Origin of the sequence: Amycolatopsis albidoflavus (assembly GCF_039525725.1) — a bacterium.
Classification (GTDB): Bacteria; Actinomycetota; Actinomycetes; order Mycobacteriales; family Pseudonocardiaceae; genus Amycolatopsis; species Amycolatopsis albidoflava.
In genome coordinates this window covers 14,144-39,395 of sequence record NZ_BAAAHV010000025.1, presented here as the reverse complement: position 1 = coordinate 39,395, position 25,252 = coordinate 14,144, and the positions used below count along the sequence as shown (strand labels likewise).

The following is a 25,252-nucleotide window of genomic DNA, read 5'->3' as shown; positions in this document are numbered from 1 at the left end:
GTTTCTGCGTCTTGCATGTCATTGCCGACATCCGCTGCCGAGTCTAGCGTCGATCGTGCGAACCAGATACGAGAGGAAACCCCCACCATGGCAAGGAAAACGCTGCGGGAGCTGAACGGTCTCGACCAGACCCCGGCGACGCTGGCCGACGCGACGCTGATCCTGGTCGACTACCAGAACACCTACACCCGCGGCGTGATGGAACTGGACGGCTGGCGTCCGGCGCTGACCGCGGCTCAAGACTTGCTCGCCAAGGCGCGCGCCGCCGGAACGACCGTGATCCACGTAATCAACGACGGCGGCGAGGGCACGCCTTACGACATCCGCGCCGAGATCGGCAGCATTCATCCGGACGTCGCGCCGATCGACGGCGAGACGGTCGTCGTCAAGGGCGCGCCGAATTCATTCGTCAACACCGACCTGGGCTCGCGGGTCGACGAAGCCGGGCACAAGAACGTGGTGATCACCGGGTTCATGACCAACATGTGCGTCACGTTCACCACCGAGGGCGCCTTCCTGCGCGGCAACCATCCGACCGTCGTCGCCGACGCCTGCGCTACTCGGCCGTTGCTGGCTCCGGCTGGGGAGGTTAGTGCTGAGCAGCTGCATAACGGCGCTCTGGCGACGATCGGGGATCTTTACGGTGTGGTGGTGGCTAGCGTCGCCGAGCTGAACTGACTTTCGACCTCGGCCTCGGCAGGACCGCCATCCTGCCGAGGCTCAGAAGTCGATGAACCCCGCGACGACCTCGCGCACGATTCCGTCGGCGCCCGGCGTGCCGTAGAAGTAGACCGACCCGTATCCCCAGAGATATTCGTCGATGACGTCCTCGAGTTCGCCCTCTACTGGCCAGCCCTCTTCGTTGACCTGAAAGAGAAACTGATGCCCGTCGGCGCGCACGGCGTCGGCGTAGCCGGGTTCGTTTTGGATCAGCACCGGTTCGTCCGCGATCCGGATCAGCGCGATCGAGTCCTCCGTATCAGGCATCTCGACGAGCGCTGCCGAGCGCAGCCCCGGCCACCCCAACTCGGCTTGTTCTCCGCGGGGCGAGGGCGCGTGCACCAGCGCACGCATCGCCAGGTCCGGGTATTCGAGGTCGCTGTCGCCGATGTCGAATCCGTTGCGCAGCAGCACCGAAACCTCGCTGTCGGGCGCCCACGGAGCCGCGGGGACAGTCAGCAGATAGCGATGCGTCTCGAGAAGCGGATGCGCCTCGATCACAACCGGCGGCGCACCGCCGAGGCGTCCCCCGTCCTCGCGATCCGGCAAGGACGGGGTGAAGAGCACGGGCATAGCTGGATCATACGAACTCGGTCCGACAAAACGGCCTGGAGCAGCGCTCCTTGGCCGCGACCCCGGTCATGAAATCGGGATGCGCCAACCGGATCGGTTTCCCGCGACGGATCTTCGCCATGCTCCAGCCTCCCCGGCAAAGACCGGCCGGGGAAGCAGTACCGCGCGCGAAGCCGGTCAGACGTTGAAGCGGAACTCCACGACGTCGCCGTCCGCCATCACGTAGTCCTTGCCCTCCATGCGGACCTTGCCCGCCGAGCGCGCGGCGGCCATCGAGCCCGCCTCGACGAGGTCCGCGAACGACACGATCTCCGCCTTGATGAAGCCGCGCTCGAAGTCCGTGTGGATGACGCCGGCGGCCTGCGGGGCGGTCGCGCCTTGCGGGATCGTCCAGGCGCGGGATTCCTTCGGGCCGGCCGTGAGGTAGGTCTGCAGGCCGAGCGTGTGGAAGCCCGCGCGGGCGAGCGCGTTCAGGCCCGGCTCCAGCTGGCCGACGGACTCCAGCAGTTCGCGCACGGACTCCTCGTCGTCCAACTCCAGCAGTTCGGCCTCGACCTTCGCGTCGAGGAACACCGCGTCCGCCGGGGCGACGAGCTTCGCCAGCTCCTCGCGGCGCGCGTCGTCGGTGAGCACGGCCTCGTCAGCGTTGAAGACGTACAGGAACGGCTTCGTGGTGAGCAGGCTCAGCTCGCGCAGCGCCTCGCTGTCGATGTCCTTCTGCGCCTGGAACAGCGTGCGTCCGGCGTCGAGGATTTCCTTGGCCTTCTGGGCGTTTTCGAGCGCCGGACGCGCTTCCTTCTTGGTGCGCGCCTCTTTCTCCAGCCGGGGCAGCGCCTTCTCGAGCGTCTGCAGGTCGGCGAGGATCAGCTCGGTGTTGATCGTCTCGATGTCGGACATCGGGTCGATCCGGCCGTCGACGTGCACCACGTCCGGGTCGTCGAACACGCGGATGACCTGGCAGATCGCGTTGGCCTCGCGGATGTTCGCGAGGAACTTGTTGCCGAGCCCCGCCCCCTCGGACGCGCCCTTCACGATGCCCGCGATGTCCACAAAGGACACCACGGCGGGCACGGTCTTCTCCGACGAGAAGATCTCGGCCAGCTGGTCCAGCCGCGGGTCCGGCAGCGGCACGACGCCGACGTTGGGCTCGATCGTGGCGAACGGGTAGTTCGCGGCGAGCACGTCGTTGCGCGTCAGCGCGTTGAACAGGGTGGACTTGCCGACGTTGGGCAGGCCGACGATACCGAGGGTGAGACTCACGGCCGGTAAGTCTACGTGCTGGGCGAAGACCCCCGCCGACCCGGTGAGCGCGGCCGCAACGTCGTGTCGGTTTTCCGCCAGTCAGGGCTCTCACCTGCTGGCATCATCGACGGCATGGCTACCTCGACCATCCCGATCTGGCGCGACACCGAGCGCTGCTACCGCGCGGTGACCGCCCGCGACCAGCGGTTCGATGGCCAGTTCATCATGGCTGTGCGCACGACGGGCATCTACTGCCGCCCGTCCTGCCCGGCGCTCACGCCGAAGGCGCAGAACGTCCGCTTCTACCCCACGTCGGCGGCCGCGCAGGCCGGTGGTTTCCGCGCGTGCCGCCGCTGTCTGCCGGATGCCGTCCCGGGTTCGCCGGACTGGAACGTGCGCGCCGACCTGGCCGCCCGCGCGATGCGGCTGATCTCGGACGGCCTGGTCGAGCGCGAGGGCGTGCCCGGCTTGGCCCGTCAGCTCGGCTACTCGGAGCGCCAGCTCGGCCGCGTGTTGACGGCGGAGCTTGGCGCGGGCCCGATCCGCCTCGCCCGAGCACACCGCGCCCACTCGGCGCGGTTGCTGATCGAGATGTCGCAACTGCCGCTGACCGACGTCGCGTTCGCCGCCGGGTTCTCCAGCATCCGGCAGTTCAACGAGACGATCCGCGAGGTGTTCGCGACGACTCCGTCGCAGCTCCGAGCAGCTTCGCTCCGCCGCGGAAACCGCAACGAACCCAGCGGCGCGACGCGGCTCAGCCTTCGCCTGCCGTTCCGCGCTCCGTTCGACGCCGCGGGTGTGCTGAACTATCACGCCTCCCGCGCGTTACCGGGCATCGAAGCCGTCTCCGAGGACGGCTACGGCCGCACCCTGCGTTTGCCGCACGGCCCGGCGTCGGTGTGGGTCAGCCCGCGGGCTGGCTACGTGCAGTGCGACCTGGCGCTCTCCGACCTGCGCGACCTAAGCAGCGCCGTCAGCCGAGTACGGCGGCTACTGGACCTGGACGCGGACCCGGAAGCCGTCACCCGCGTGTTGTCCGCCGACGACGCCCTGGCCCCGCTGGTCGCCGCCACCCCCGGCATCCGCGTGCCAGGCGCCGTCGACGGTCCGGAGGTCTTGCTCCGCGCCCTGCTGGGCGAGGACGTGGCCGACGTTGTCCGGCTCGGCGAGCCAGTCCCGCCCGCCGACCCGCCCATGGACACCCTGACGACCCTCTTCCCGACCCCGGCCGCCATCGCTTCGGCCGACGTGAAGCCGCTGGTCAAGAAGGTCGCCGCCGCGATCGTCGCCGGTGAGCTGGACCTCCACGTGGGCCGGGACGCCGACGAACTGCGCGCGGAGATGCTCGCGCTCGGCGTCGATCCGGCCACCGCCGACTACGTCGTGATGCGCCTCCTCGGCGCCCCCGACATCCTGCTGGCCGCAGACCCAGCCGTCCGCCGCAACGCGGCCGAACTGGGCATCGACCTGGCGACGTCCGCGCGCGGCTGGCAGCCGTGGAGTTCGTACGCCAGCCGCTATCTCAGCTCCCGAACCGTTTGATGGAGACTTTTCCCGTGCACACCGCCTTCTGGTCCACTTTGGACACCAAGATCGGCCCGTTCACCGCCGTGGTGGCAGGCGACGGAGCCGTACTGGCCTCCGGCTGGACGGGTGACATCGCCGAACTGACGCCGCTCATCTCGCCGTCCCTGGCCCCGGCGACCCTGACCGAACGCCGCGACCTGGGCCCCGTGACGACCGCGATCCGCCGCTACCACGGCGGCGACCTGGACGCCGTCGCCGACATCGAGGTGCGGCAGCGCTCAGGCCCGTTCCGGGAGCACGCGTGGGAGATGCTGCGCAAAGTCCCGGCAGGCAGCCCGGTGAGCTACGCGGAGTACGCCACCCTCTCGGGAAACCCCTCCGCAGTCCGCGCGGCAGCAACCGCCTGCGCCCGCAACGCGGCGGCGCTGTTCGTGCCCTGCCACCGGGTGGTGCGGACCGGCGGTGCGATCGGCAACTTCCGCTGGGGAGTGAACGCCAAGCGGTGGCTTCTGCACCACGAGGAGTCCGCCTGACGGCTCGGCTGAGGTGGTGGGACTGCGCGGGGTTGGCCGGACGCGACCGGGTTGGCCAGGCTGCGCGGACTTCGCCGGACACGGCCGGGTCGGCCAAACCGGGCCGGGCCGGGCCGGGCTGGGCAAGGCCGGGCCGGGCTGAGCCGGGCTGGGCAAGGCCGGGCCGGGCCGGGCCAGGCCAGGCGGGGCCAAGCCGAGCCGAGCCAGGCCAGACGGGGCCGGGCTGAGTCGAACGAAGCCAGGCCGGGACAGGCCGGGCCGGGCCGGGCCAAGCCAGGCCAGGCCAGGCGGGGCCAAGCCGAGCCGAGCCAGGCCAGACGGGGCCGGGCTGAGTCGAACGAAGCCAGGCCGGGACAGGCCGGGCCGGGGTCGCCGAATGAGGGCTGCTCCAGCTCCTCCAACAATGGTCGGCCCGCCACCGCGGCAGCCAGCCCAGCGGCGCACTCACCCGCACCGGCTAGCCGCAGCTCGCCACGGGTCGGCATGCCGCCTCGCAACCATCCCGCCGCGTCCACCGCTGCCAGCGCGCCACCCCACGGGTCCACGTCGGTCTTTCGCGCCCCGCCAGCTCACCGTCTCGCCCACATCAGGCCAACGCGCCCCGCCAGCCCGCCGCCTCGCCCACATCAGGCCAACGCGCCCCGCCAGCCCGCCGCCTCGCCCACATCGGGTCAAGGCGTCCGGCAGCGACTCGGCCGTCGCTCTGGGCTTCATCAAGCCATCTGCAACTCCACTCTCGACCCGGTGCGGGACTTCCGCACCCGCAACCGCGTGGGGATGCGCTGGCGGAGTTCCTCGACGTGCGACACCAGGCCCACCACGCGGCCGCCGGCGCGGAGTTCGTCGAGGATGTTCATCACCACGTCCAGCGTTTCGGCGTCCAGGGTGCCGAAACCCTCGTCCACGAAGAGGGTGTCGAGCAGCGCACCACCGGTTTCGCCTGCCACCACGTCGGCAAGGCCCAACGCCAGCGAGAGCGACGCGAGGAACGATTCGCCGCCCGACAGCGTCTTCGCTGGGCGCACCGTGCCGGAGTAGTCGTCCAGCACGTCGAGACCCAGGCCGCCCCTCGTGCCGCGTGCGCCGGCCGCGTCCGAGTGCACGAAGGAGTAGCGGCCCTGGCTCATCGTCCGCAATCGCGCGGTCGCCGCGAGCGCGACCTCTTCCAGCCGGGCAGCCAGAACGTACGAGCGCAACGACATCTTCCGCGCGTTCTGCCCTCGCCCATTGACCACTTCGGACAGCGCCCGAAGTTCGGCCTGTTCCTCCTCCAACGGCCGCAGCTCCGACAGCGCAGTGCCAAGCCGCCCGGCCAGCTTCACCAGTTCGCGGTGTTGCGCCGAAACCGCTTGCCGCGCGGCGAAAGCGGTGTCTGCGCGCGCACGCGTCTCCTTTGCCCGCTCAGTCAACGGCGCGACCTCGACCGCATCGTCCGGCGAGATCCCGAACAGTTCCGGTTGCGCGAGCATCTCCCGCGCACCGGCGGCCATCGCTTCCGCCTCAGCGAGGCCCTGTTCGAGTTTGGTGACCTGCTCATCGCTGCGGACGGCCGCGCGCATTTCCTCAAGGGTGGAGAACCCCTTGGCGTGCAACGAGATCTCCACCAGATCCCGCTGTTCCGCGAGCCGTGACTCCGCTCCGGACACCGCGGTGTGCGCCTCAGCTGCCAAGTCGAGCGCTCCGGCAAACGTGAGCAGGTGCTGCCGTCGCGCGGGGACGTCCGGGAAGTCTCCCCTGCCCGCGATCAGCCGCTGTTCGCGTTCGGCGATCCGCTCGGCCAAGGCCCGGATCTCGCCGTTCGCCTCGGTGACCGTCTGCTCGGCGAGACGACGCTGTTCCGTCAGTTGCTCGGCACCGCGTTCCAGCTCGGCTACCTTCCTGGTCAGCTGGTCTTTGCGCTGCGCCTTTCCAGCGAGTTCCGCGACGACCGCCCGGGCTTCGGTCAGCGCGGTCGCGATCTCCTCCGCGGCGCGTCCGTCCAATCGTTCCCGCAAGGAGACGACCCGCGCCTTGGCTTCCTCCAACGCGGACACCACTCGCTGTCGCAATGCCGACGCTTTCTGTTCGGCGTCTTCGGCTGCGCGTTCTTCGGCCGCGTCAACCAGCGGCGCGTCGTGGTTCGCCGGTGCCGGATGCTCGGCCGACCCGCACACCGGACACGCCGTTCCATCGGCCAAGCCAGCAGCCAACTCGGCTGCCATGCCGTCGAGACGCCGTTCGCGGAGATCGAGCCGACGTTGCCGAGCCGCCTGATGTTCGTCGACCACTTCGCGCAGTTTCGCTTCGCCACGCGCGACCTTGGCTTCCGCTGGCGGCAACTCCTCGGCCGCACGAGTGAGCGCCGTCAGCTCGTCGACGCGGGACTTGGCGCCGTCCAGTTTCGCCGCCGCTTCTGCGGCCGCCGTCGCTTCGGTCCGCGCAGCGGCGAGGAGACCGGGCAGCTTGTCCAGCCGCTCCGCAAGACCAGCAACCTGCTCGGCAGCTTTCTTCGCGACTTTCTGCCGCTCCGCACGGCGTTGTTCGTCGCGCTTCTGCTGGGTCGCTTCCGCGGCCAACTCGGCGAGAGCACCCGCCTCCTCGCGAACGGAGCCAGCGCGCTCGCGAAGGTCGGCGACGGCAAGCCCGACCGCGTCGAAACCGAGCTCGGCGAGGTCTCGGATCCGGTCTGCCACCAGCACTTGCGCGTCGCCGAGTTCGGACGTGCGCCGCTCCATCAACTCGGCTTCAGGCACCACCGCGGCAGCGCGCCGAGCCGCCGCGATCTCTTCCGTCCACTCGGCACGTTCAGTCGCCTGCTCAGCGATCTGCGTCAGCCGGGTGTGCGCGATGCGGACGCGGCGGATCTTGTCCGCGTCCTCTTCCGCCTCGCGCAGCGCGACGTCAGCGGACTTCGCCGCCGAACGTGCTTGCGCTGCTTCGGTTTCCGCTGCCTCGGCCCGGGCAGCGATCTCGGTCAGGACAGCCTCGACCCACTCGGGCTGTCCTTCCTCCGGCGGTTCCTGCTGCGCTTCCTGCGCGTAGCGAGCGAGCAGTTCGCGGACCTCCTGCTGCCGCTTTTCCAGCGCACGGCCGCGTTCCGTGCGAAGGTCCGCGAACCAGCGTTCGACGTCGGAGAACCGCTCGGTGCCGAAAAGCCGTTCCAGCAGCTTCTCGCGTTCCGTGGTGTCGCTGCGGAGGAACTTCGCGAATTCTCCTTGTGGCAGCAGCACCACCTGGAAGAACTGCGCCGCCGTCATTCCCAGCAGCCGCTCGACAGTGCGCGCCACCTCGTCGATGCGGATGCTTCCGTCCGGCGGCAGCCCGGCAGGCGGTTCGCCGACCCAGGTCAGCGAGACCCGGGCCTGCTGCGTGGTGAACCCGTCGCCGCGTTTCTTCGGTCGCTGGTACTCCGGACCGCGCACGATCCGCAGCCGCTGACCCTGCACGGTCAGCTCCAGCACGACCTCGGTCTGCCGATCGGGTTCGGCGAGATCGCACCGCAATCGCTTGACGTCGCCGCGCGCGCCAGGAACTACGCCGAACAACGCGAACGCGATCGCGTCGAGCAGCGTGGTTTTGCCCGCGCCGGTGTCGCCGTGGAGAAGGAACAGACCGTCGGCGCCGAGGGCGTCGAAGTCCACCACCTCTCGACCCGCGTAGGGGCCGAAGGCTTCCACCTCCAGCAGATGCAGTCTCACAGCTTCGCCACCGCCGTCCGGTTCGCCGCTTCGAGCGCCAGGTGCACCAGCCGCTCCTCGCGTTCGGTCGGCGGAGCGCCGCGGCAGTCGTCGAGGAAACTGCGCGCGATCTCGATGTCGCTGCGCCCGCGTACCGCCTCGGCGTACTTCAGTTCGGTGCCGGCGGCCCCGCCGTCTGGCCGCCAATCCATGTGCACCGCATAGGGAAAGCGGTCCTGCAGCAACCGCATCGCATCGATCGGACGGACTCGATCAGTGACGGTGACCGAGAGGAAATGCTCTCGCCATTGCTCGTGCTCCGGGTCCTCGAGCAAAGCGGCGAGTTCGCCGGAGAGGGTCGCGAGCGGACGCGGCACGGGCAGCTCGTGTCGGCGGACCTCGGCCAGGCCGTTGGCGTCGAGATCCACGAACCACACCGATTTCCGTTGCCGCGCTTCGGAAAACGAGTACGCCAGCGGACTTCCGGAGTACCGGAGGTGTTCCGCGAGCGTCTGCGGACCGTGCAAGTGGCCGAGCGCGACATAGTCCACGCCGTCGAACACCGAGCCGGGAACCTGCTCGACGCCGCCGACCGCGATGGTGCGTTCCGATTCGCTGGCCTCGCCGCCGATGACGAAAGCGTGTGCCAGCACCAGGGATCGCGTCCCCGGACGACCGGCCAAATCGTCGCGCACCCGCCGCATCGCCTCGCCGAGCACGCCGGTGTGGCCGCGCGCCTCCGGCACGCCCAAGGCGTGCCGCGACGGCTCGGGTTCGAGATACGGGATGCCGTAGAACGCGACCGCGCCGTGTTCGTCGTGCAGCACAACGGGTTCCGCGATGCCTTCGACCGTCGCGCGGACGTGCAGCCCGCCCGCCGCCGCGAATTCGGCGAACGCGCCGAGCCGCGCGGCCGAATCGTGGTTGCCCGGCGTGATCACGAGTTCCGCGCCGGCCCGGCGGATGCGGGTCATCGCGGCCGTGGCGACGCGGACAGCTTCGGCGGACGGCACCGCTCGGTCGTAGATGTCACCGGCCACCACCACGACGTCGACCGACTCGCGGTCGACGAGTTCGGCGATGTGCGTGAGGGCGGCCTCCTGTTCGGTAAGCAGATCGGCGCCGTGGAACGTGCGGCCGATGTGCCAATCAGAGGTATGGAGGACTCTCACGGCGACCACGTTAGGAGCAGACCCCGACGAAATCCCGCAGGCACGCCGATGCCCCACTCGAACGTGTGTACGAAGCCGATCAGGTCCGTGGGGACACGCCCAGCACCGAATCTGCAAAGTCGCAGGTCAGCTACACAGCGCGACCGTGCGTGCCGGTTTTTGTCGGTGGGGTCCGCCATGATGTCTCGCGTCCGGACACCCGACGGACCCGACGGAAAGGAGGACCGGGTGGAGACGGTGATCACCACTGCGGCCATCGTGCTCGCGCTGCTCCTGTGCGTCGCGGTCGTCGTGCTTTGGCGGCTGTACAACGACGGAATGCGCCGGGCCGACGCGGCCGCTCGGCTCGTGGCGGCGGAGCGCGCGAAAGGCGACCAGCAGCAACTCGCGCTGCGCCGGTACGAGGTGGCGTTCGCGTCGATCCACGGCCGCGGCGAACTCGGCGAACAGGTGCTCGTGGAGACCGCGCGCGCACTCGGACTGCGGGAGGGACTGCACTTCACCCTGCAGACCGATCTGGGCGGCGGCGGGAGCGCGAAGCCTGACCTGGTGCTGAATGTCGGCGGCGGCCGGGCGGTGCCGGTCGACGCGAAGGCGAGCATGGCAATCTGGGCGGAGGCGGTCGAGACCGACGATCCGGAAGAACGGCTCGACGCGCTGCGCGTCCACGTCCGGCAGTTGCGCTCCCGCGCGGCGGAGCTGGCGGGCAAGGGCTACCAGCGCTGGGCGGACGCGATCTACGGCACCGTCATGTTCGTCCCGTCCGACGCGGCCGTGGTCGCCGCTCTCGACACCGATCCCGAACTGCTGCGCTGGCTGATCGACCGCCGCGTATTCCTGTGCGGCCCCACGGGATTCGGGGTGCTCGCGTCGGCGGCGCTGTTCGCCGCGAGCGACCGGGCGCTCGTCGAGGACGTCGAGCAAGTGCGCGCGGGCGCCGCCGCCGCACATCGGGCCGCGGGCAATGCGGTCGAAGCGCTGAATCTGTCCACCACGCACCTTCAGCGCTTTGTCTCGGCCCGCCGCCGGGAACTCGAGGCGCTGGAGTCGTTCCGCGCGACGGTCGCGCCGCTCACCGACGCGTCGGGCAGTCCGGCACCGGTGCCGCAGCTTCGGAAGGGAGACGAGGTGGCAGCTGGTTGAGGTCGCGGCGCGATGGCCGCGGGCTCGACAGTCGCGATCGGACGGTCGTCGGCATGCTCTCGCGGGACTGGGTCCGGCAGCGTTGGTTGATGACGCCAGGGAGGCTGGCTGAGACGCGCGGAACACGGGCTGGGGTTTGAAGGCTCGTGGTGCTGTTGGACGAGACGAGGTTTTGGCTAGCGGTCTGGCGGCATCTTGGCTAGCGGCCCGGCGGCTCGGCCTCAGGCGAGCGGTCCGGCAGTCCGGCGGAACGGCTTTAGGCAGGCGGTCTGGCGGCTCGGCTGTAAGCGGGCGGTCTGGCGGAACAGCCTCAGGCGAGCGGTCCGGCGGAACGAGCCTTGGCCGCGCTCCGGTCGGGCGGCCTTCGGCAGCGCTCCGGCGGGGTGCCTCTCGGCCGCGCTCGGGTGCGGTACCCCTCGGCCGCGCGGGTTCGACGGCGCGATCCGGCGGAATGAGCCTGCGTGCGAGGCCCGCCGAGCGTCACGAGGCACGCCCCGCTCGGGCGTTGCCGTGAGCGCGGTAGCCATCGCGGTGGCGCGGGAGGCGTCCGCAGTCAGCCGGGTCGCCATCCCGATGACCGGTGATCCGTGATCCGCGAACACGCGTCTCCAGTTGAGGCGATGGGCTTGGTCCGCGTGGTCATGGCCCGCCACGGTCAAGCGGCTTCCCGCGGCTCCCGGCCAGGCGCTGCGACGCGCGTCGACCGGGCGTGCGACGGAGTCCGGATTGCCCAGAACGAACGGCGAAGTCCAGGTTGGACACTGCCGTCGCGGCGAGCGAAAGGGCAGGGTTCCGACGTCGCGCGGGCAGGATCCGGATGCTCAGGCGGTTCGCGGGAACGTCAATTCCCGGTCAAGTTCCAGAACGGCGAATGTTCCGGAACGGAACCGGCGACGCCGCCGTCGCGGCCGTCGGGCGGTGGCATAGCCTGGGGCCAGCGCAGGGCCGGGAACGGGCAGTCAGACCATACCGTCGGTATCACCGCTGGTCAGAGGTCTGGTCCACTGGTTCCCCGTCCGGCGGAGCGGGGCGGGCAGGCCGTACCGCGAGTACCGCTCGACCGTACGAAATGTCATGCGGTCGAGTGGCTGCTTCGTGCTGTCCTCGGCAGTGCCAACAAGATCGTGACAAGTACGGGCTACGGTGTGCCTCGTGACCGCGATACGCGATCGCCAGAGCGATCCCGATGCCGATGACGCCCCCGTGCCGTGGGACGAGCGTCTCGTCGTCGGCACGAGGCGCGGCCTGCCCTGGTGGGCGGCTGTGCTCGTGGGCTTCGGCTTGGCAGTGCTCGGCGCCATCATCGACGAGAAGTCCACCGGCAGCCTCGGTTTTGTTTTCAAGGCGGCCTACTTCCTCGGGGCCGTGATCGCGGTCGGCGCGGTGCAAAAACGTGGGCTGTTCGGTCCGATGGTGCAGCCGCCGCTGGTGCTCGCCGTCACCGTGCCGGGCGTGGTGCTGCTGACCGGCGGGGGCCCGGAGGCCAGCGACACTCTGTCGAAGCTGCTCAACATCGGCACGCCGCTGATCAAGGGCTTCCCGACGATGGCGGTCACCACCGGCGTCACGTTGCTCTTCGGCTTCTTCCGGATCTATCGCGAACGCGACCCGGACGCGCCCGTCAAGATCAAAGACGGCAAGCTGCCGCGCACCCGGGACGAGGACGACGACAAAGCCGCGAACCGTCCTCGCTCGCGGCCGCCTGCCGGGCGCACCGGGCAGACGCCGCCTCCGGGCAACCGTCGCCGGCCGCCGCGCGATCTCGACGCTCCGCCGCCGCGACGCCCCCGTCCGCCGGGCGACCCGGGTGCCCGCCCTCGGCGCGAGCCGATGGACCCGAACGCTCCGCGCGGTGGCCGCAAGCCGCCGCCAGAGGGCCGTCGTCCCCGGCCGCCGGAAGGGGATCCGCGCCGTCGTGATCCGCGGGGTGACGCACCGCCGCCGCGTCGTCGGCCACGCGGGGACGAACCGCCGCCCGGGCGTCCGCGTCCGCCTCGCCGGGAACCGCCGCGCCGCCAGCGTCCTTGGGACGACGAGGGCTGACCCAGCGCGGATTACTCGCGTCAGGCACAGCCGCGGTCAGACAGCACAGGCAAACGACAAAGGCCGCCGATCCCTTAACCGGGATCGGCGGCCTTTTCGTTGTGGTGCAAAGAAATCTCTGGCCTCAGGTCGGTAGCTGCACGGGTCCTGACGGTTTCTCGGCCACAGCAGCCAGATTCCCGGCACCGCACCAAACCCTCAGTCGCAGCAGACCCCGACAAAAGGCAAGCAGCCAGACCCAAAGCCCGTCAGGACTCCGACTTAACAGCCTTCCGAAGCTCCTTGGGCAACGCGAACGCGATCTTCTCGTTGGCCGTGGTCACCTCGTCCACCTGCCCGTACCCGCGCTCGGCCAGCCACTTCAGCAGGTCCATCACCAGCACGTCCGGCACCGAGGCCCCCGACGTGACGCCGACCGTCGACACGCCCTCCAGCCACGATTCGTCGACCTCCGACGCGAAGTCGATCAGGTGCGAAGCCGACGCGCCAGCCTTCAGCGCGACTTCCACCAGCCGCTTCGAGTTCGACGAGTTCTTCGAGCCGACGACCAGCACCAGATCGCACTCCGGGGCCATCGCCTTGACCGCGACCTGGCGGTTGGTGGTGGCGTAACAGATGTCGTCGCTGGGCGGGTCGGCCAAGGTCGGGAAGCGGCCGCGCAACTGGTCGACGCGTTCCATCGTCTCGTCCACCGACAGCGTGGTCTGGGACAGCCAGATCACCTTCGACGGGTCGCGCACGTCCACCTTGTCGACGTCCTCGGGCTTGTCGACCAGCTGCACCTTGTCCGGCGCCTCGCCTGCCGTGCCCTCGACCTCCTCGTGGCCCTCGTGGCCGATCAGCAGGATGTCGTAGTCGTCCTTGGCGAACCGGTTGACCTCTTTGTGCACCTTGGTGACCAGCGGGCAGGTCGCGTCGATGGTGCGCAGGTTCCGTTCCTCGGCCTCGGCGTGCACCGCGGGCGAGACGCCGTGCGCGGAGAACACCACGAGCGCGCCCTCGGGCACCTCGGACGTCTCCTCGACGAAAATCACGCCGCGTTCGCGCAGCGTCTCGACGACGTGCCGGTTGTGCACGATTTCCTTGCGCACGTACACCGGCGGCCCGTACAGCTCGAGCGCCTTCTCGACGGCGACGACCGCGCGGTCAACGCCGGCGCAGTACCCGCGCGGCTTCGCGAGCAGCACGCGTTTGGCGGCGCCGGACCGGGAGATCGTCGGGGTACCGGCGGGTTCGGTTCCGGGACTCGCTGAAGTCATGCCTCCAGGGTACGGGCAGTGCCGATCCGGGGTTGAAGTCCTCGTTCGGATGATGGCGGCGGCCATTCAGGCTGTGCCGGGCGTCACGTCCGGCGCCCCTGGCCACCCGTTCGGTTGGGCAGGACGGCCCTGATACGGCACGCTGGACCCATGAAGCCACTCCCGCTCCCCCTCCGGGTCGCCGCGGGCCTCGCCGTCACCACCGCCGAGCGGGTTCGTGAGCTCCCGAAGCAGCTCACCGGCCTGCCGGTCACCGTCGTGAGCCAGGTGTTGCAGCTGTCCATGCGCGTCCAGCAGCAGGTCACCGAGCTGGCCATCAAAGGCGACGACGCGCTGTCGATGCTGCGTCCCGTCGAGGACACGCCCAGCTGGGCCACGTTCGACGAGGACGCCGAGCCCGAATTCGCCCCGTCCCGGCCCACGCTCGTGCCGGTCGACGACCTGCCCGAGCCGCGCACCAACGGCCACCGCACGCCGCCGCCGGACCTCGCCGCGGAAAACATCGACGACCCGTGGGTCGAGGAGACCCGCGCGCTCGCCGAGGAGCATTCCGACGGCGAGAACGACAGCTCCGGCCCGGCCGGCCTGGGCAATTACGACGAGCTGACGCTGCCGCAGCTGCGCGCTCGGCTGCGCCGGCTGACCGTGCCCCAGCTGGAAGAACTGCTGGAGTACGAGAAGGCCAACGCCGACCGCGCGTCGTTCGTCGGCATGCTCGCACGGCGGATCGGCAACGCCCGCAAGGCCGAGGAACAGCCGGGCGACCCCGCGGAAGGCCAGTGAGCAACGACCCCGCGACCAGCGCGGAGAACCCCTGGCCGGTCCGCACCGTCGCGCGCAAGATCGGCGACTGGGTCCACCGGCTCGGCGACGTCTGGGTCGAAGGCCAGGTCACGCAGATGAACGCGCGGCCCGGCACGCAGACCGCGTTCCTGACCCTGCGCGACCCGTCCGCGGACGTCTCGATGTCCGTCACCTGTCCGATGTGGCTGGTGCGCGAACTGCCGACGCCGCTGCGCGAAGGCGACCGAGTGGTCATCCACGCGAAGCCGTCGTTCTTCTTCGGCCGGGGCACGCTGAGCCTGCGCGCGGACCAGATCCGCGCAGTCGGCATCGGCGAACTGCTCGCGCGGATCGAACGGCTGCGCAAGCTGCTGGCCGCCGAAGGCATGTTCGCCCGCGAACGGAAACGGCCGATTCCCTTTCTGCCCAAGGGAATCGGGCTGATCACCGGACGCGCGTCGGCGGCCGAGCGGGACGTGCTGGCGAACGCGCAGGCGCGCTGGCCGCACGTGTTGTTCAAGGTGCTGAACACCGCTGTGCAGGGTACGCAAGCGGTTCCGCAAATCCTCCGTGCACTGTCCATTTTGGACAAAGACCCGGACGTCGACGTGATCGTCATCGCCCGCGGCGGCGGCAGCGTCGAGGATCTGCTGCCGTTCTCCGACGAAGCGCTGTGCCGGGCGGTCGCGGCCGCGGGCACGCCGATCGTCAGCGCCATCGGCCACGAGCCGGACACTCCCCTGCTCGACCACGTCGCCGACCTGCGCTGTTCCACCCCGACTGACGCGAGCAAGCGCATCGTGCCGGACGTCCGCGAGGAGACCGCACGGGTGCGGCAGATGCGCGACCGCGGCCGTCGCGCGCTGCACGGCTGGGTCGACCGGGAGACGCGGCTGCTGACCCAGCTGCGCAGCCGTCCGTCGCTGGCGGATCCGCTGGGTCCGATCGAGCGCCGCCTCAGCGACGTCGAGATGCACCGCGAACGCGGCCGTCGCGCGATGCTCGGCCTGCTCGCCAAGGACCAGGCCGAGGTCGCGAACGCGCGGGGCAAGCTGGCCGCGCTCGGCCCGGCGGCCACGATGGCGCGCGGCTACGCCGTCGTCCAGTTCACGGATTCCGCAGGCAACCTCCACGTGCTCCGCTCCGTCTCCCAGATCGAGGACGGAGCGCAGCTGCGCGTACGGGTCGCCGACGGGGCGGTCCAGGCGGTGGCCGAATCCGTCGAGCCGACGACACCCGTACCGGAAGGAGACCGGCCGTGATGCACCGGGCCCCGGCGTTCCTCCCGCTCACGGTGGACGCCGCCGCCCGGCTCAACGCCGGTCTCCTGCTGAGGCAGGCCCTGGTCACCGACCGAGCCGCCGACGAATGCTGGACCGCCCTGCTCGCCGGCTGCGGCACCGCGGCCCGGCGCGGGCTGGCTCCGCAGCTCAGGCGACTGTCCGAGGCGACGTCCGAGCACGTCGGCGTGCGGTGGTGGTTCGCCGAGGGAACCGGCCACCGGCGCCGGGTGGCGAGCGCGCAGGAGAATCTCGAGGACGCCATCGCGGACGGTGACGGGCAGGAGTTCGCGCTGGCGTTCGTCGGTTACGACCACGCGATGGCCAGTGCGGTGGTCGCTTGCCCGCGGCGGGGCAGGCCTGGTTCCCCTGGAATGTCTGCCGGACACGGTAGTCTGCGCGAACAGCCCCGTGCACCACAAGGTCGGAGAACGTGAGCGAAGCAGACACCGCCGGACTCGGTTACGAGCAGGCCCGCGATCAGCTCGTCGAGGTCGTGAAGGAACTGGAAGCCGGCGGGCTTTCCCTGGAGCAATCGCTTGAGCTCTGGGAGAAGGGCGAGCAGCTCGCCAAGGTGTGCGAGCGGCATCTGGAAGGCGCCCGCGAGCGGATCGAGGCCGCACTGGCCTCGGTGGAGACCGACGACGACACAGAGTGACGTGCACCATGCGTTGCTGAATCGGTCAGGTGGTCTAGGGATCTGACAGACTGGGCACCCGCTGACGAACCGTGTTCCGGGAGGCCACCATGACCACCGCCAGTGACCGCAGCCGACGCGAAGCGCCTGATCGCAACCTCGCCATGGAACTGGTGCGGGTGACCGAGGCAGCCGCGATGGCCGCCGGCCGCTGGGTCGGCCGAGGCGACAAGATCGGCGGCGACGGCGCCGCCGTCGACGCGATGCGCCAGCTCGTCTCCACCGTCTCGATGCGCGGCGTCGTCGTCATCGGCGAGGGCGAGAAGGACGAAGCGCCGATGCTGTTCAACGGCGAAGAAGTCGGCAACGGCGACGGCCCGGACTGCGACGTCGCGGTCGACCCGGTCGACGGCACCACGCTCATGGCGAAGGGCATGCCGAACGCGCTGGCCGTGCTCGCGGTCGCCGAGCGCGGGGCGATGTTCGACCCGTCCGCGGTGTTCTACATGGAGAAGCTGGCCGTCGGCCCGGACGCGGCGGGCAAGGTGGACATCTCCGCCCCGGTCGCGGAGAACATCCGGCGCGTGGCGAAGGCGAAGAACTCCAGCGTCAGCGACGTGACGGTCTGCATCCTCGACCGGCCGCGGCACGAACAGCTGGTCAAGGAGGTCCGCGAGGCGGGAGCCCGGATCCGGTTCATCTCCGACGGCGACGTCGCGGGCGCGATCGCCGCGGCCCGGCCGACCACCGGCGTCGACATGCTGCTCGGCATCGGCGGCACGCCCGAGGGCATCATCGCCGCGTGCGCGATGAAGTGTCTCGGCGGCGAGCTGCAGGGCAGGCTGTGGCCGAAGGACGACGCCGAGCGCGAGAAGGCGCTCGCCGCGGGCCACGACCTTGACCGGATCCTGCTCAACGACGATCTGGTCACCGGCGACAACGTGTTCTTCTGCGCGACCGGCGTCACCGACGGCGACCTGCTGCGCGGCGTCCACTATCGGGCGGGCGGCGCGACGACGCAGTCGATCGTCATGCGCTCCAAGTCCGGGACGGTCAGAATGATCGACGGCTACCACCGGCTCGAGAAGCTGCGGGCGTACTCGTCCGTCAACTTCGACGGCAACCTCGACCTCGACGAGGACGAGCGCGCGGTGCCTCCGCTTCCCTGATCTGCCAAGGAGTTCCCGGTGTCGAAACGGCTGTTCGCGCTGGCGCTGACCGTCCTCGCCGGAGTCGTGCTCAGCGCGGGCGGCGCTTCGGCCGGGCCTGCTGTGCCGTCGATCGTCGGCGGAACCGACGCGGACCAGCCGTACCCGTTCGCGGTGTCCCTGCACACCTCGGGCGGCGCGCTGTTCTGCGGCGGTTCCCTGATCACGCCGACCTGGGTGGTTACCGCGGCGCACTGCCTGTCCGCGAAGGACCCGGCGACGATCGGCTTGCGCGTCGGCAGCAACGACGCGGACGCGGGCGGGGAAACGCCGAAAGCGGCGGAATTCGTACTGCACCCGCATTTCAACGCCGAAACGCAAACCGGCGACGTCGGCCTGATCCGGCTGACCGCCCCGGTGCAGGCCGCCCCGATCGCGATCGGCGGTTCGGCCGCACCGGGCACGGCGGTCCGGGTAATCGGCTGGGGCCAGACCTGCGCGACGCCGAATTGCGGGCCGGTCTCGAAGTCGCTGCGCCAGCTCGACACGCAATTGGTGCCGGGCGCGAAATGCACAGCGACGTTCGACGGAACCTCCGAACTGTGCACGGAAAGCCCGGGCGGATCCGGCTCGTGCTACGGCGATTCCGGCGGACCGGAACTGACCCGCGACGGCGACCGGTGGGTGCTGGCCGGGATGGTCAGCCGCCCGGGGAACCGCTCGTCGACGTGCGGATCGGCTCCGTCGATCGCTACGTCGGCGGTGGCGTATCAGCCTTGGATCGCGGAGAAAACCGGCTGATTCACCCGACGTCGCAGCTCGCAGTCCGCCTTACGTCCCAACGGAAATCCACCGCCAGGTCGGCCAAATGTCTCCATTCGACCTTGCCGGCCGCGCGGCTCCGCTTCCGGCTACGGCGTCACTCGACGTTGCTCGAATGCCCCGGGAACAAATGCGCCTCCGGATTCAACGCCACCGCGATGTTGTTCACCGCCGTAGCCGCCTCCCCGAACCCGGTCGCGATCAGCTTCACCTTCCCCGGATACGCCGCCACGTCTCCCGCCGCGTAAACGCGTGGCCGCGCCGTCGCCATAGTCGAGTCCACTGAAATCGCCCGGTGGTCGATTTCCAGCCCCCAGCTCTCAATCGGCCCCAAATCCGCGGTGAATCCCAATGCCGCGACCACAGCGTCCGCGCGCAGTTGCTCGTCCGCCTCGCCCTTCACTGTCACGTCAACCGCCGTCAGAGACCCGTCCGGGGCTTCGACGAACCGGGACACCTCCGCGTCGGTCACCAACCGCACGCCCAACTCTCGCACCTGCCGCACGATCGACTCCGCGGCCCGGAACTTCGCGCGGCGGTGCACGAGCGTCACGCTCGCCGCGACCGGATGCAGGGCCAGGCACCAGTCGAACGCCGAATCCCCGCCGCCGACCACGACCACGTGCTGGCCCTCGTGGGCCGCGAGCGACGGGACGAAATGGACCATCCCGCGGCCCAGCCAGCCGTCTCCGGCGGGTAGCGGACGCGGCGTGAACTCGCCGATGCCCGCGGTGATCAGGACCGCTCCCGCGCGCAGCACGTCGCCGCCGTCGAGGGTCAGTTCCAGGCCGCCTTCGACGCTCTCCAGCTTCTCCGCCTTGCGCCCGAGCAGGTAGTCCGGCTTCCACGGCGCGACCTGGTCCACCAGGCCCTGCACGAGATCCCGGCCGCGGACCGCGGCGAACCCGCCGACGTCGTAGATCATCTTCTCCGGATACATCGCGGTGACCTGGCCGCCCGGTTCGGGCAGCGAATCGACGACGGCCATCGAGAGGCCGCGGAATCCCGCGTAGTAGGCGGCGAAGAGGCCGGTGGGACCGGCTCCGATGACGACGAGGTCGTAATCCATGAGGCTCGCTCCATGCCAGTGGTGGGTGGCGGTGATCGAGAACACAACCGAGCCTACCGGGGTGGGCGACAACACCCGGCCGTAAACCGGAATCGGGGCCAGAATCGAAGGTATGGCTGAACAGGAATACCGGATCGAACACGACACGATGGGTGAGGTCCGCGTCCCGGTCGACGCGCTCTACCGCGCGCAGACGCAGCGTGCCGTCGAGAACTTCCCCATCTCCGGCCGCGGTCTCGAGCGCGCCCAGATCCGCGCGCTGGGCCTGTTGAAGGCCGCCGCCGCCCGCGTGAACGCGCGTCTTGGCGTCCTGGACGCCGACGTCGCCGACGCGATCGCCAAGGCCGCCGACGAGGTCGCCGAGGGCCGCCACGACGAGCATTTCCCGATCGACGTCTTCCAGACCGGTTCGGGCACGTCGTCCAACATGAACGCGAACGAGGTCATCGCGACGCTGGCCACCCGCGCGCTCGGCCGCGACGTGCACCCGAACGACCACGTCAACGCGTCGCAGTCCTCAAACGACACGTTCCCGACGACGATCCACGTCGCCGCCACCGAGGCCGTCCTCACCGACGTCGTCCCGGCGCTGGAGCACCTCGCCGGCGCGATCGAGGCGCGCGCCGAGGAGTGGAACGACGTCGTCAAGTCCGGCCGCACGCACCTGATGGACGCCGTGCCGATCACGCTCGGCCAGGAAGCGGGCGCGTGGGCCGCGCAGGTCCGCTTCGGCATCGAGCGGCTGCAGTCCAGTCTGCCGCGGCTGGGCGAACTGCCGATCGGCGGCACCGCGGTCGGCTCCGGCCTGAACGCGCCGGACGGCTTCGGCGCGGCAGTGTCGGCCGAACTGGCGCAGATCACCGGGTTGCCGCTCACCGAGGCACGCAACCACTTCGAGGCACAGGCGACGCAGGACAGCGTGGTCGAGACCTCCGGGCACCTGCGCACGGTCGCGGTGTCGCTGAACAAGATCGCGAACGACCTGCGTTGGCTGGGTTCCGGCCCGCGCACCGGGCTGGCCGAGCTGGCGCTGCCGGATCTCCAGCCGGGTTCGTCGATCATGCCGGGCAAGGTCAACCCGGTCATCCCGGAGGCGACGCTGCAGGTCGTCGCGCAGGTCGTCGGCAACGACGCGGCGGTCGCGTTCGCCGGTGCGGCGGGCAACTTCCAGCTCAACGTGAACCTGCCGGTCATCGCGCGCAACGTGCTCGAATCGGCGCGGCTGCTCGCGGCCGTCTCGCGGCTGCTGGCGGACAAGGTGTTCGCCGGGGTCACCGCGAACACCGAGCGCGCGCGGCAGTACGCCGAGGGATCGCCGTCGATCGTCACGCCGCTCAACAAGTACATCGGCTACGAGGAGGCGGCCGCGGTCGCGAAACAGGCGCTCAAGGAGCTCAAGACGATCCGCGAGGTCGTGCTGGAGCGCGGGTACGTCCGCGACGGCAAGCTCACCGAAGCGCAGCTCGACGAGGCGCTCGACGTGCTGCGGATGGCGCGCGGCGGCAAGTAGCGCTCAGCCGACTGTAGCGGCTCGTTCGGACAATTCCGGGCGAGCCGCTTCGCGTTTCCACAGTCCACATGCGACTCCAGCAGCAACCAGAGTGACGCCGGCCAAGTCTTTCAGCTCGAACTGCTGCGCGCCGATCAACACCGCGACAGTCAACCCGGACACCGGCATCAGCCCGATCAGCACGCCCGCCCGGTCCGCGCCCAGCTCTACGACGCAGCTGTACCAGAGCACGAAAGCCACCGCGGTCACCACGACGGCCAGCAACAGCAACGCGACCAGCTCACGCGCGTTCGGCCACTGCCAGGCTCCCGCCGGATCGACCACCGTCCCGACCACGGAACCGCTTGCCGCAGCAGTGAAACAACCCCACGTCGAGGTGGCCAACGGCCCGAGCCGGCGCAGCAATCCCACCGCGAGCAGGGTGAACGACGCTTCGCACAGCATCGCCAGCGCGGCCAGCAACAACCCTGGCGCGGAAGCGGATCCGCCACCGGACAGCACCACGATGCCGAGCCCGGCCAGTACCGACCCGACGACCGGAGCGGCGGACGGACGGCGACCGTCGAGCATCGGCGCGAGCAACGCGAGCACGAGCGGGCTGGCTCCGAGAAACGCCGCTACCGCACTGGGTTCCGCGTAGCGCTGGGCCAGCAGCAGACAGGCCTGGAAGCCGATCATCCCGGTCGCGGCGAGGCCGAGCAGGGTCGGCAGATCGCCGAGTTTCGGCCGCGGCAACGGGCTGCGCGTGACCTTCGCCCAGCCGAGCAGCAGAAGGCCGCCGAGCGCGTACCGCAACGCCTGCCCGGTGATCACCGGATATCCGTCCAGCATGCCGGTGACCGGCACGGATCCGCCGACCAGCACCGCGCCGGCCACCCCTGAAAGCACCATCGACCGTTTCACGCAGCTCAGTCTTCAGCCGCGAGTGGTCTATTCAGAAGGACCATTCGATGCTCGACTAACTGGACCACTTGGCCGTACTGTCGGGCTGTGGAAACCATCCGCGAGTTGCTGCTGCCCGCCGCCACCGGAGGACGCCGGGGTCGCGCCGTCGAGGCCGCGTTGCGCGACGCGATCCGCACTGGACGGCTGGCTGCCGGCACCCGGCTGCCGTCGAGCCGCGATCTCGCGCGCCAACTCGGGGTCGCGCGCGGCACGGTGACCGCGTTGTACGAGCAACTCACCGCCGAGGGCTATCTGCTGAGCAAACACGGCTCGGGCACTCGGGTCGCGCCGATCGACGATCCCGCGCCAACACCTCGTGTGAGTACTACGAAATCGCCGACCTGGGAGTTCGACCTGCGTCCCGGACTGCCCGCGCTGTCGGCCTTCCCGCGGGCCGAATGGCTTGCCGCCGAACGAGAAGCCCTGAACGCGACGCCCGATCTCGGACTCGGCTACCCCGATCCGACCGGGCATCCGGCGTTGCGCGCGGAACTGGCCGCCTACCTCGGGCGAGTCCGGGCGTTACCGACGAACCCGGACGACATCGTGATCACCAGCGGAGCCGCGGAAGCGTTGTCGCTGCTGGCCGACGCGTTGCCGGACCAGCGCATCGCCGTCGAAGACCCGAGCCACCACGGCCAAGCGATCCTGCTGCGCGACCATGGACTTCGGCCCGTCGGGATTCCAGTCGACGACAAGGGCATCGACGTCGAGGCACTGTCCACTTCAGACTGTTCAGTCGTGCTCGTGACCGCCGCGCACCAGTTCCCGCTCGGCGTCGCGCTGCATCCGGAACGCCGTCGGCAACTGCTGTCCTGGGCGGCGGAAACCGGCGGGCTCATCCTGGAAGACGACTACGACGCCGAGCACCGCTACGACCGCCCCGCACTGGGCGCGATGCACGCGCTCGCTCCGGATCATGTCGCCTACATCGGCAGCGTCAGCAAAGTTCTCGCGCCGGCGTTGCGGATCGGCTGGCTCATCCCGCCGCGACGCCTGCGCGACGCCGTGGCCAGGGTCAAGGAAATGCACGACCTCGGCTGCCCGCCGCTCCCGCAAGCCGCGCTCGCGCATCTGATCGCCACCGGCGGTTACGACCGGCATCTGCGCCGTACCCGACGCCTGTACCGCGCTCGTCGTGACGCGCTTATCGAAGCCATAACGCAGCGCCTTCCGCAGTGGCAGCCGGTCGGGATCGCCGCCGGACTGCACCTGGTCGTCCGGCTCCCGGACGGCACCGATGACGTACAGCTTCAGGAAAACCTCGCCGCGGCAGGCGTGCACGCCCCCGCCTTGTCGACTTATTCCCATACCGCGGCGGGATATCCGGGTCTCGTGCTCGGGTACGCCGCGCTCCCGCCGGACCGGCTGCGCGCCGCCGTGGAGCGGATCGCGTCGGCCGGTTGAACCGCCGGTGAACACCTGGTGCACCGGGGAGGGGTCCCGCGGCCGACGCTTAGTGTGGACAGTCTCGGGAGCGGGCAAGGGGGGTGACCGTGAGCTTCGGAGATGTCCTGCGAGCGCTCGCCGAAGTGCTCACGTCCGATCGCGGCATCGTGCCGATCGCGGTCGTCGCCGGTGCGACGATCCTCGCCCCGATCGTCGACCGCTACGTGATCCGCCGCAGGCGCGTCATCTACCGGGAACTGTACAACTCCAAGATCGGCCTCGACCCGGTCCCGCTCAGCGACCACGACAACGGTGCGGTGCAAGCGGATCCGGAACTCGAGCGCACGGTGCAACTGCTGAAACCGCTCAGCGTGGTCGTGATCCGCATCCGCAACACCGGCAGCTTCGACATCGGCCGGGACGACTGGGAACACCCGCTGCAGTTCACCTTCGGCAGGCGGGTGGTCTGGGACGCGCGCGTGTCCGGCGCCAAGGACGGCCTGCGCGATGTGGTCCGAGACGGGCTTGAGTTCTTTACCCACGACCGGCCCGCGCCCGGACCCGAAACCGTGCCGCTGTCCGGTGTGCGGGCATTGCTGTCGCAGCGGCTGTCCGGCTTCTTCCGGGTGCCCGAGTCCCCTGCCCCGGCCGCGCAGACAACGCAATGGCACGGCGTCCGGCTCGCACGTCTTTCGTTGAAGCGACGGGAAAAGTTCAAGCTCGTCGTGGTGTTGCGCGAGCCGGACGACTGGCTGGGCGGGCCGCTGACCAAAGACCTGACCGTCACCGGACGGCTCAGCGGCGGCCGGATCAAGGACGAACGCAAACAGCGCTGGCTGTCGTGGCCGGTGGTGACCGTGGCGATCGGAGTGCTGCTGACGGGCGCGTTGCTGAGCATGCTCCTCGTCGCCGCGTCGCGCGGGCCCGCGGCGGGCTGCGGCAGCGGATCCCTTGCGGTGCACGGATCCAGTGCGTTCGCACCGATCATGAAGGGCATCGCGACGGAGTACCAGGGACAGTGTCCCGGCTCGACGATCGCGACCCAGGCGGTCGGGAGCGTGTCCGCAATGCGCGAGCTGGGACCATTGCCCGCGGAACAAAAGGACAGCTTGGCCGTGCTGTCCGACGGCAAGGCCGCCGATGCCGGACCGGATCTGGTCACGCAGCCGGTCGCGGTGCTCGTGTACAGCTTGGTACTGAACAAATCCGTCGGCCTTGACCACCTGAGCGGCGAGCAGGTCCGCGGCGTCTTAAGCGGGAAGTACACCAACTGGTCGCAACTGCGCGAGGGCCCGTCGATTCCGATCCGGGTCGTCGGCCGCGGGCAGGAATCGGGCACGCGCAAGACTTTCGAGGAGAAAGTGCTGGGCACGGCCGAGCCGGGACTGTCGTCGGACGACTGCCGGACGCCGACCCGCGACCCGCACGCCGCGGTGGTGCGCTGCGAACGCGGCACGACCGACGACCTGCTGCGCGCCGTCGGCGACACTCCCGGCGCGATCGGTTACGCGGACGTCCCGGCGGCCAAGATCGCCGCGGCCGGAGGGCGGGTCGCCATGGCGAAACTCGACGACCGCTACCCCGACGTGACCAGCATCGACGCCGGTTATCGCTTCTGGACGGTGGAGTACCTCTACACCAAAGGCGTGCCGGAGAACGATTCGCTGCTGAAGCAGTTCATCGACTATCTGCGCAGCAGCACGGCGCGGGCGGAACTGCAGGACGCAGGGTACACGCCGTGCGTGACAAAACAGGGGCTGCTGGACCAGTACTGCACTCGACCGGATGCCTGACCAGCTCT

21 protein-coding genes are annotated in these 25,252 nt (G+C 69.9%); 14 read left to right on the top strand and 7 right to left on the bottom strand.

Annotated features, from left to right (window positions below; all coding sequences use genetic code 11):
• The first annotated feature begins 87 nt into the window (after nt 1-87).
• A complete protein-coding gene (locus ABD156_RS39860; RefSeq protein WP_344286217.1) occupies nt 88-678 on the top strand; it encodes a cysteine hydrolase family protein in 591 nt (196 codons plus the stop codon).
• A gap of 42 nt (nt 679-720) precedes the next feature.
• On the opposite strand, the gene ABD156_RS39855 is transcribed toward ABD156_RS39860, so the two are convergent.
• Together ABD156_RS39855 and ychF are read right to left on the bottom strand one after the other, a co-directional pair.
• Nucleotides 721-1,293, bottom strand: coding sequence for a hypothetical protein (locus tag ABD156_RS39855; RefSeq protein WP_344286216.1), 573 nt, complete (start codon nt 1,291-1,293; stop codon nt 721-723).
• A 177-nt stretch (nt 1,294-1,470) separates the two neighbouring features.
• A complete protein-coding gene (gene ychF, locus ABD156_RS39850) occupies nt 1,471-2,553 on the bottom strand; it encodes a redox-regulated ATPase YchF (RefSeq protein ID WP_344286215.1) in 1,083 nt (360 codons plus the stop codon).
• A gap of 114 nt (nt 2,554-2,667) precedes the next feature.
• On the opposite strand from ychF, the gene ABD156_RS39845 reads away from it, so the two are divergent.
• Nucleotides 2,668-4,077: a DNA-3-methyladenine glycosylase 2 family protein gene (locus ABD156_RS39845; RefSeq protein ID WP_344286214.1), complete on the top strand. Its 1,410-nt coding sequence runs from the start codon at nt 2,668-2,670 to the stop codon at nt 4,075-4,077.
• 14 nt (nt 4,078-4,091) lie between these two features.
• Nucleotides 4,092-4,595 (top strand): methylated-DNA--[protein]-cysteine S-methyltransferase, encoded by a 504-nt coding sequence (locus ABD156_RS39840; protein ID WP_344286213.1) that lies wholly within the window; start codon nt 4,092-4,094, stop codon nt 4,593-4,595.
• A 713-nt stretch (nt 4,596-5,308) separates the two neighbouring features.
• Here the strand turns inward: ABD156_RS39840 and ABD156_RS39835 are convergent.
• Complete coding sequence (locus ABD156_RS39835; RefSeq protein WP_344286212.1) at nt 5,309-8,272, bottom strand: AAA family ATPase; 2,964 nt, start codon at nt 8,270-8,272, stop codon at nt 5,309-5,311.
• Nucleotides 8,269-9,423 carry an exonuclease SbcCD subunit D gene (locus ABD156_RS39830; RefSeq protein WP_344286211.1) on the bottom strand — a complete coding sequence of 385 codons (1,155 nt, stop codon included), beginning with the start codon at nt 9,421-9,423 and terminating at the stop codon, nt 8,269-8,271. Before ABD156_RS39830 ends, ABD156_RS39835 begins: the two co-directional genes overlap by 4 nt.
• 228 nt (nt 9,424-9,651) lie before the next feature.
• On the opposite strand from ABD156_RS39830, the gene rmuC reads away from it, so the two are divergent.
• Both rmuC and ABD156_RS39820 read left to right on the top strand, forming a co-directional pair.
• A complete protein-coding gene (gene rmuC / locus ABD156_RS39825; RefSeq protein WP_344286210.1) occupies nt 9,652-10,566 on the top strand; it encodes a DNA recombination protein RmuC in 915 nt (304 codons plus the stop codon).
• Nucleotides 10,567-11,718: 1,152 nt separating this feature from the next.
• Nucleotides 11,719-12,609, top strand: a complete 891-nt coding sequence (locus ABD156_RS39820) for a DUF6542 domain-containing protein (protein ID WP_344286209.1) — start codon at nt 11,719-11,721, stop codon at nt 12,607-12,609.
• Between the two features lie 248 nt (nt 12,610-12,857).
• Here ABD156_RS39820 and ABD156_RS39815 read toward each other — a convergent pair whose 3' ends face one another.
• Nucleotides 12,858-13,868, bottom strand: a complete 1,011-nt coding sequence (locus tag ABD156_RS39815) for a 4-hydroxy-3-methylbut-2-enyl diphosphate reductase (protein WP_344286208.1) — start codon at nt 13,866-13,868, stop codon at nt 12,858-12,860.
• A gap of 150 nt (nt 13,869-14,018) precedes the next feature.
• Here ABD156_RS39815 and ABD156_RS39810 point away from each other — a divergent pair, with 150 nt between their 5' ends.
• The 6 genes from ABD156_RS39810 (at nt 14,019) to ABD156_RS39785 (ending at nt 18,517) form a co-directional block, all read left to right on the top strand.
• Nucleotides 14,019-14,651: a lipid droplet-associated protein gene (locus ABD156_RS39810; RefSeq protein WP_344286207.1), complete on the top strand. Its 633-nt coding sequence runs from the start codon at nt 14,019-14,021 to the stop codon at nt 14,649-14,651.
• Nucleotides 14,648-15,913 (top strand): exodeoxyribonuclease VII large subunit, encoded by a 1,266-nt coding sequence (xseA, locus tag ABD156_RS39805; RefSeq protein ID WP_116202707.1) that lies wholly within the window; start codon nt 14,648-14,650, stop codon nt 15,911-15,913. The genes ABD156_RS39810 and xseA overlap by 4 nt, the downstream gene beginning before the upstream one ends.
• Nucleotides 15,913-16,368: a hypothetical protein gene (locus ABD156_RS39800; RefSeq protein ID WP_344286269.1), complete on the top strand. Its 456-nt coding sequence runs from the start codon at nt 15,913-15,915 to the stop codon at nt 16,366-16,368. The genes xseA and ABD156_RS39800 overlap by 1 nt, the downstream gene beginning before the upstream one ends.
• Nucleotides 16,365-16,589, top strand: coding sequence for an exodeoxyribonuclease VII small subunit (locus tag ABD156_RS39795; RefSeq protein WP_020664931.1), 225 nt, complete (start codon nt 16,365-16,367; stop codon nt 16,587-16,589). The genes ABD156_RS39800 and ABD156_RS39795 overlap by 4 nt, the downstream gene beginning before the upstream one ends.
• A gap of 89 nt (nt 16,590-16,678) precedes the next feature.
• Complete coding sequence (gene glpX, locus ABD156_RS39790) at nt 16,679-17,737, top strand: class II fructose-bisphosphatase (RefSeq protein ID WP_043828132.1); 1,059 nt, start codon at nt 16,679-16,681, stop codon at nt 17,735-17,737.
• Nucleotides 17,738-17,755: 18 nt separating this feature from the next.
• Nucleotides 17,756-18,517: a S1 family peptidase gene (locus ABD156_RS39785; protein WP_344286206.1), complete on the top strand. Its 762-nt coding sequence runs from the start codon at nt 17,756-17,758 to the stop codon at nt 18,515-18,517.
• 118 nt (nt 18,518-18,635) lie between these two features.
• Here ABD156_RS39785 and ABD156_RS39780 read toward each other — a convergent pair whose 3' ends face one another.
• Nucleotides 18,636-19,607, bottom strand: coding sequence for an NAD(P)/FAD-dependent oxidoreductase (locus tag ABD156_RS39780; protein WP_344286205.1), 972 nt, complete (start codon nt 19,605-19,607; stop codon nt 18,636-18,638).
• 112 nt (nt 19,608-19,719) lie between these two features.
• Here ABD156_RS39780 and ABD156_RS39775 point away from each other — a divergent pair, with 112 nt between their 5' ends.
• The gene (locus tag ABD156_RS39775; protein ID WP_344286204.1) at nt 19,720-21,117 is read left to right on the top strand and encodes a class II fumarate hydratase; all 1,398 of its coding nucleotides are present in this window, start codon (nt 19,720-19,722) and stop codon (nt 21,115-21,117) included.
• 3 nt (nt 21,118-21,120) lie between these two features.
• Here the strand turns inward: ABD156_RS39775 and ABD156_RS39770 are convergent, their stop codons facing one another.
• Nucleotides 21,121-22,020, bottom strand: a complete 900-nt coding sequence (locus ABD156_RS39770; protein WP_344286203.1) for a DMT family transporter — start codon at nt 22,018-22,020, stop codon at nt 21,121-21,123.
• A gap of 87 nt (nt 22,021-22,107) precedes the next feature.
• Between ABD156_RS39770 and pdxR the strand changes: the two genes are divergently transcribed.
• Together pdxR and ABD156_RS39760 are read left to right on the top strand one after the other, a co-directional pair.
• Nucleotides 22,108-23,469, top strand: coding sequence for a MocR-like pyridoxine biosynthesis transcription factor PdxR (pdxR, locus tag ABD156_RS39765; protein WP_344286202.1), 1,362 nt, complete (start codon nt 22,108-22,110; stop codon nt 23,467-23,469).
• An 89-nt stretch (nt 23,470-23,558) separates the two neighbouring features.
• Nucleotides 23,559-25,244, top strand: coding sequence for a PstS family phosphate ABC transporter substrate-binding protein (locus ABD156_RS39760; RefSeq protein ID WP_344286201.1), 1,686 nt, complete (start codon nt 23,559-23,561; stop codon nt 25,242-25,244).
• The last annotated feature ends 8 nt before the right edge of the window (nt 25,245-25,252 follow it).

What these genes read in the sequence shown, in the direction of transcription:
- ABD156_RS39810 (WP_344286207.1), top strand. Translation starts at nt 14,019, where the DNA reads ATGAAGCCACTCCCGCTCCCCCTCCGGGTCGCCGCGGGCCTCGCCGTC.
- ABD156_RS39800 (WP_344286269.1), top strand. Translation starts at nt 15,913, where the DNA reads ATGCACCGGGCCCCGGCGTTCCTCCCGCTCACGGTGGACGCCGCCGCC.
- glpX (WP_043828132.1), top strand. Translation starts at nt 16,679, where the DNA reads ATGACCACCGCCAGTGACCGCAGCCGACGCGAAGCGCCTGATCGCAAC.
- ABD156_RS39860 (WP_344286217.1), top strand. Translation starts at nt 88, where the DNA reads ATGGCAAGGAAAACGCTGCGGGAGCTGAACGGTCTCGACCAGACCCCG.
- ABD156_RS39855 (WP_344286216.1), bottom strand. Translation starts at nt 1,293, where the DNA reads ATGCCCGTGCTCTTCACCCCGTCCTTGCCGGATCGCGAGGACGGGGGA.
- ABD156_RS39815 (WP_344286208.1), bottom strand. Translation starts at nt 13,868, where the DNA reads ATGACTTCAGCGAGTCCCGGAACCGAACCCGCCGGTACCCCGACGATC.
- ABD156_RS39845 (WP_344286214.1), top strand. Translation starts at nt 2,668, where the DNA reads ATGGCTACCTCGACCATCCCGATCTGGCGCGACACCGAGCGCTGCTAC.
- ABD156_RS39780 (WP_344286205.1), bottom strand. Translation starts at nt 19,607, where the DNA reads ATGGATTACGACCTCGTCGTCATCGGAGCCGGTCCCACCGGCCTCTTC.
- ABD156_RS39775 (WP_344286204.1), top strand. Translation starts at nt 19,720, where the DNA reads ATGGCTGAACAGGAATACCGGATCGAACACGACACGATGGGTGAGGTC.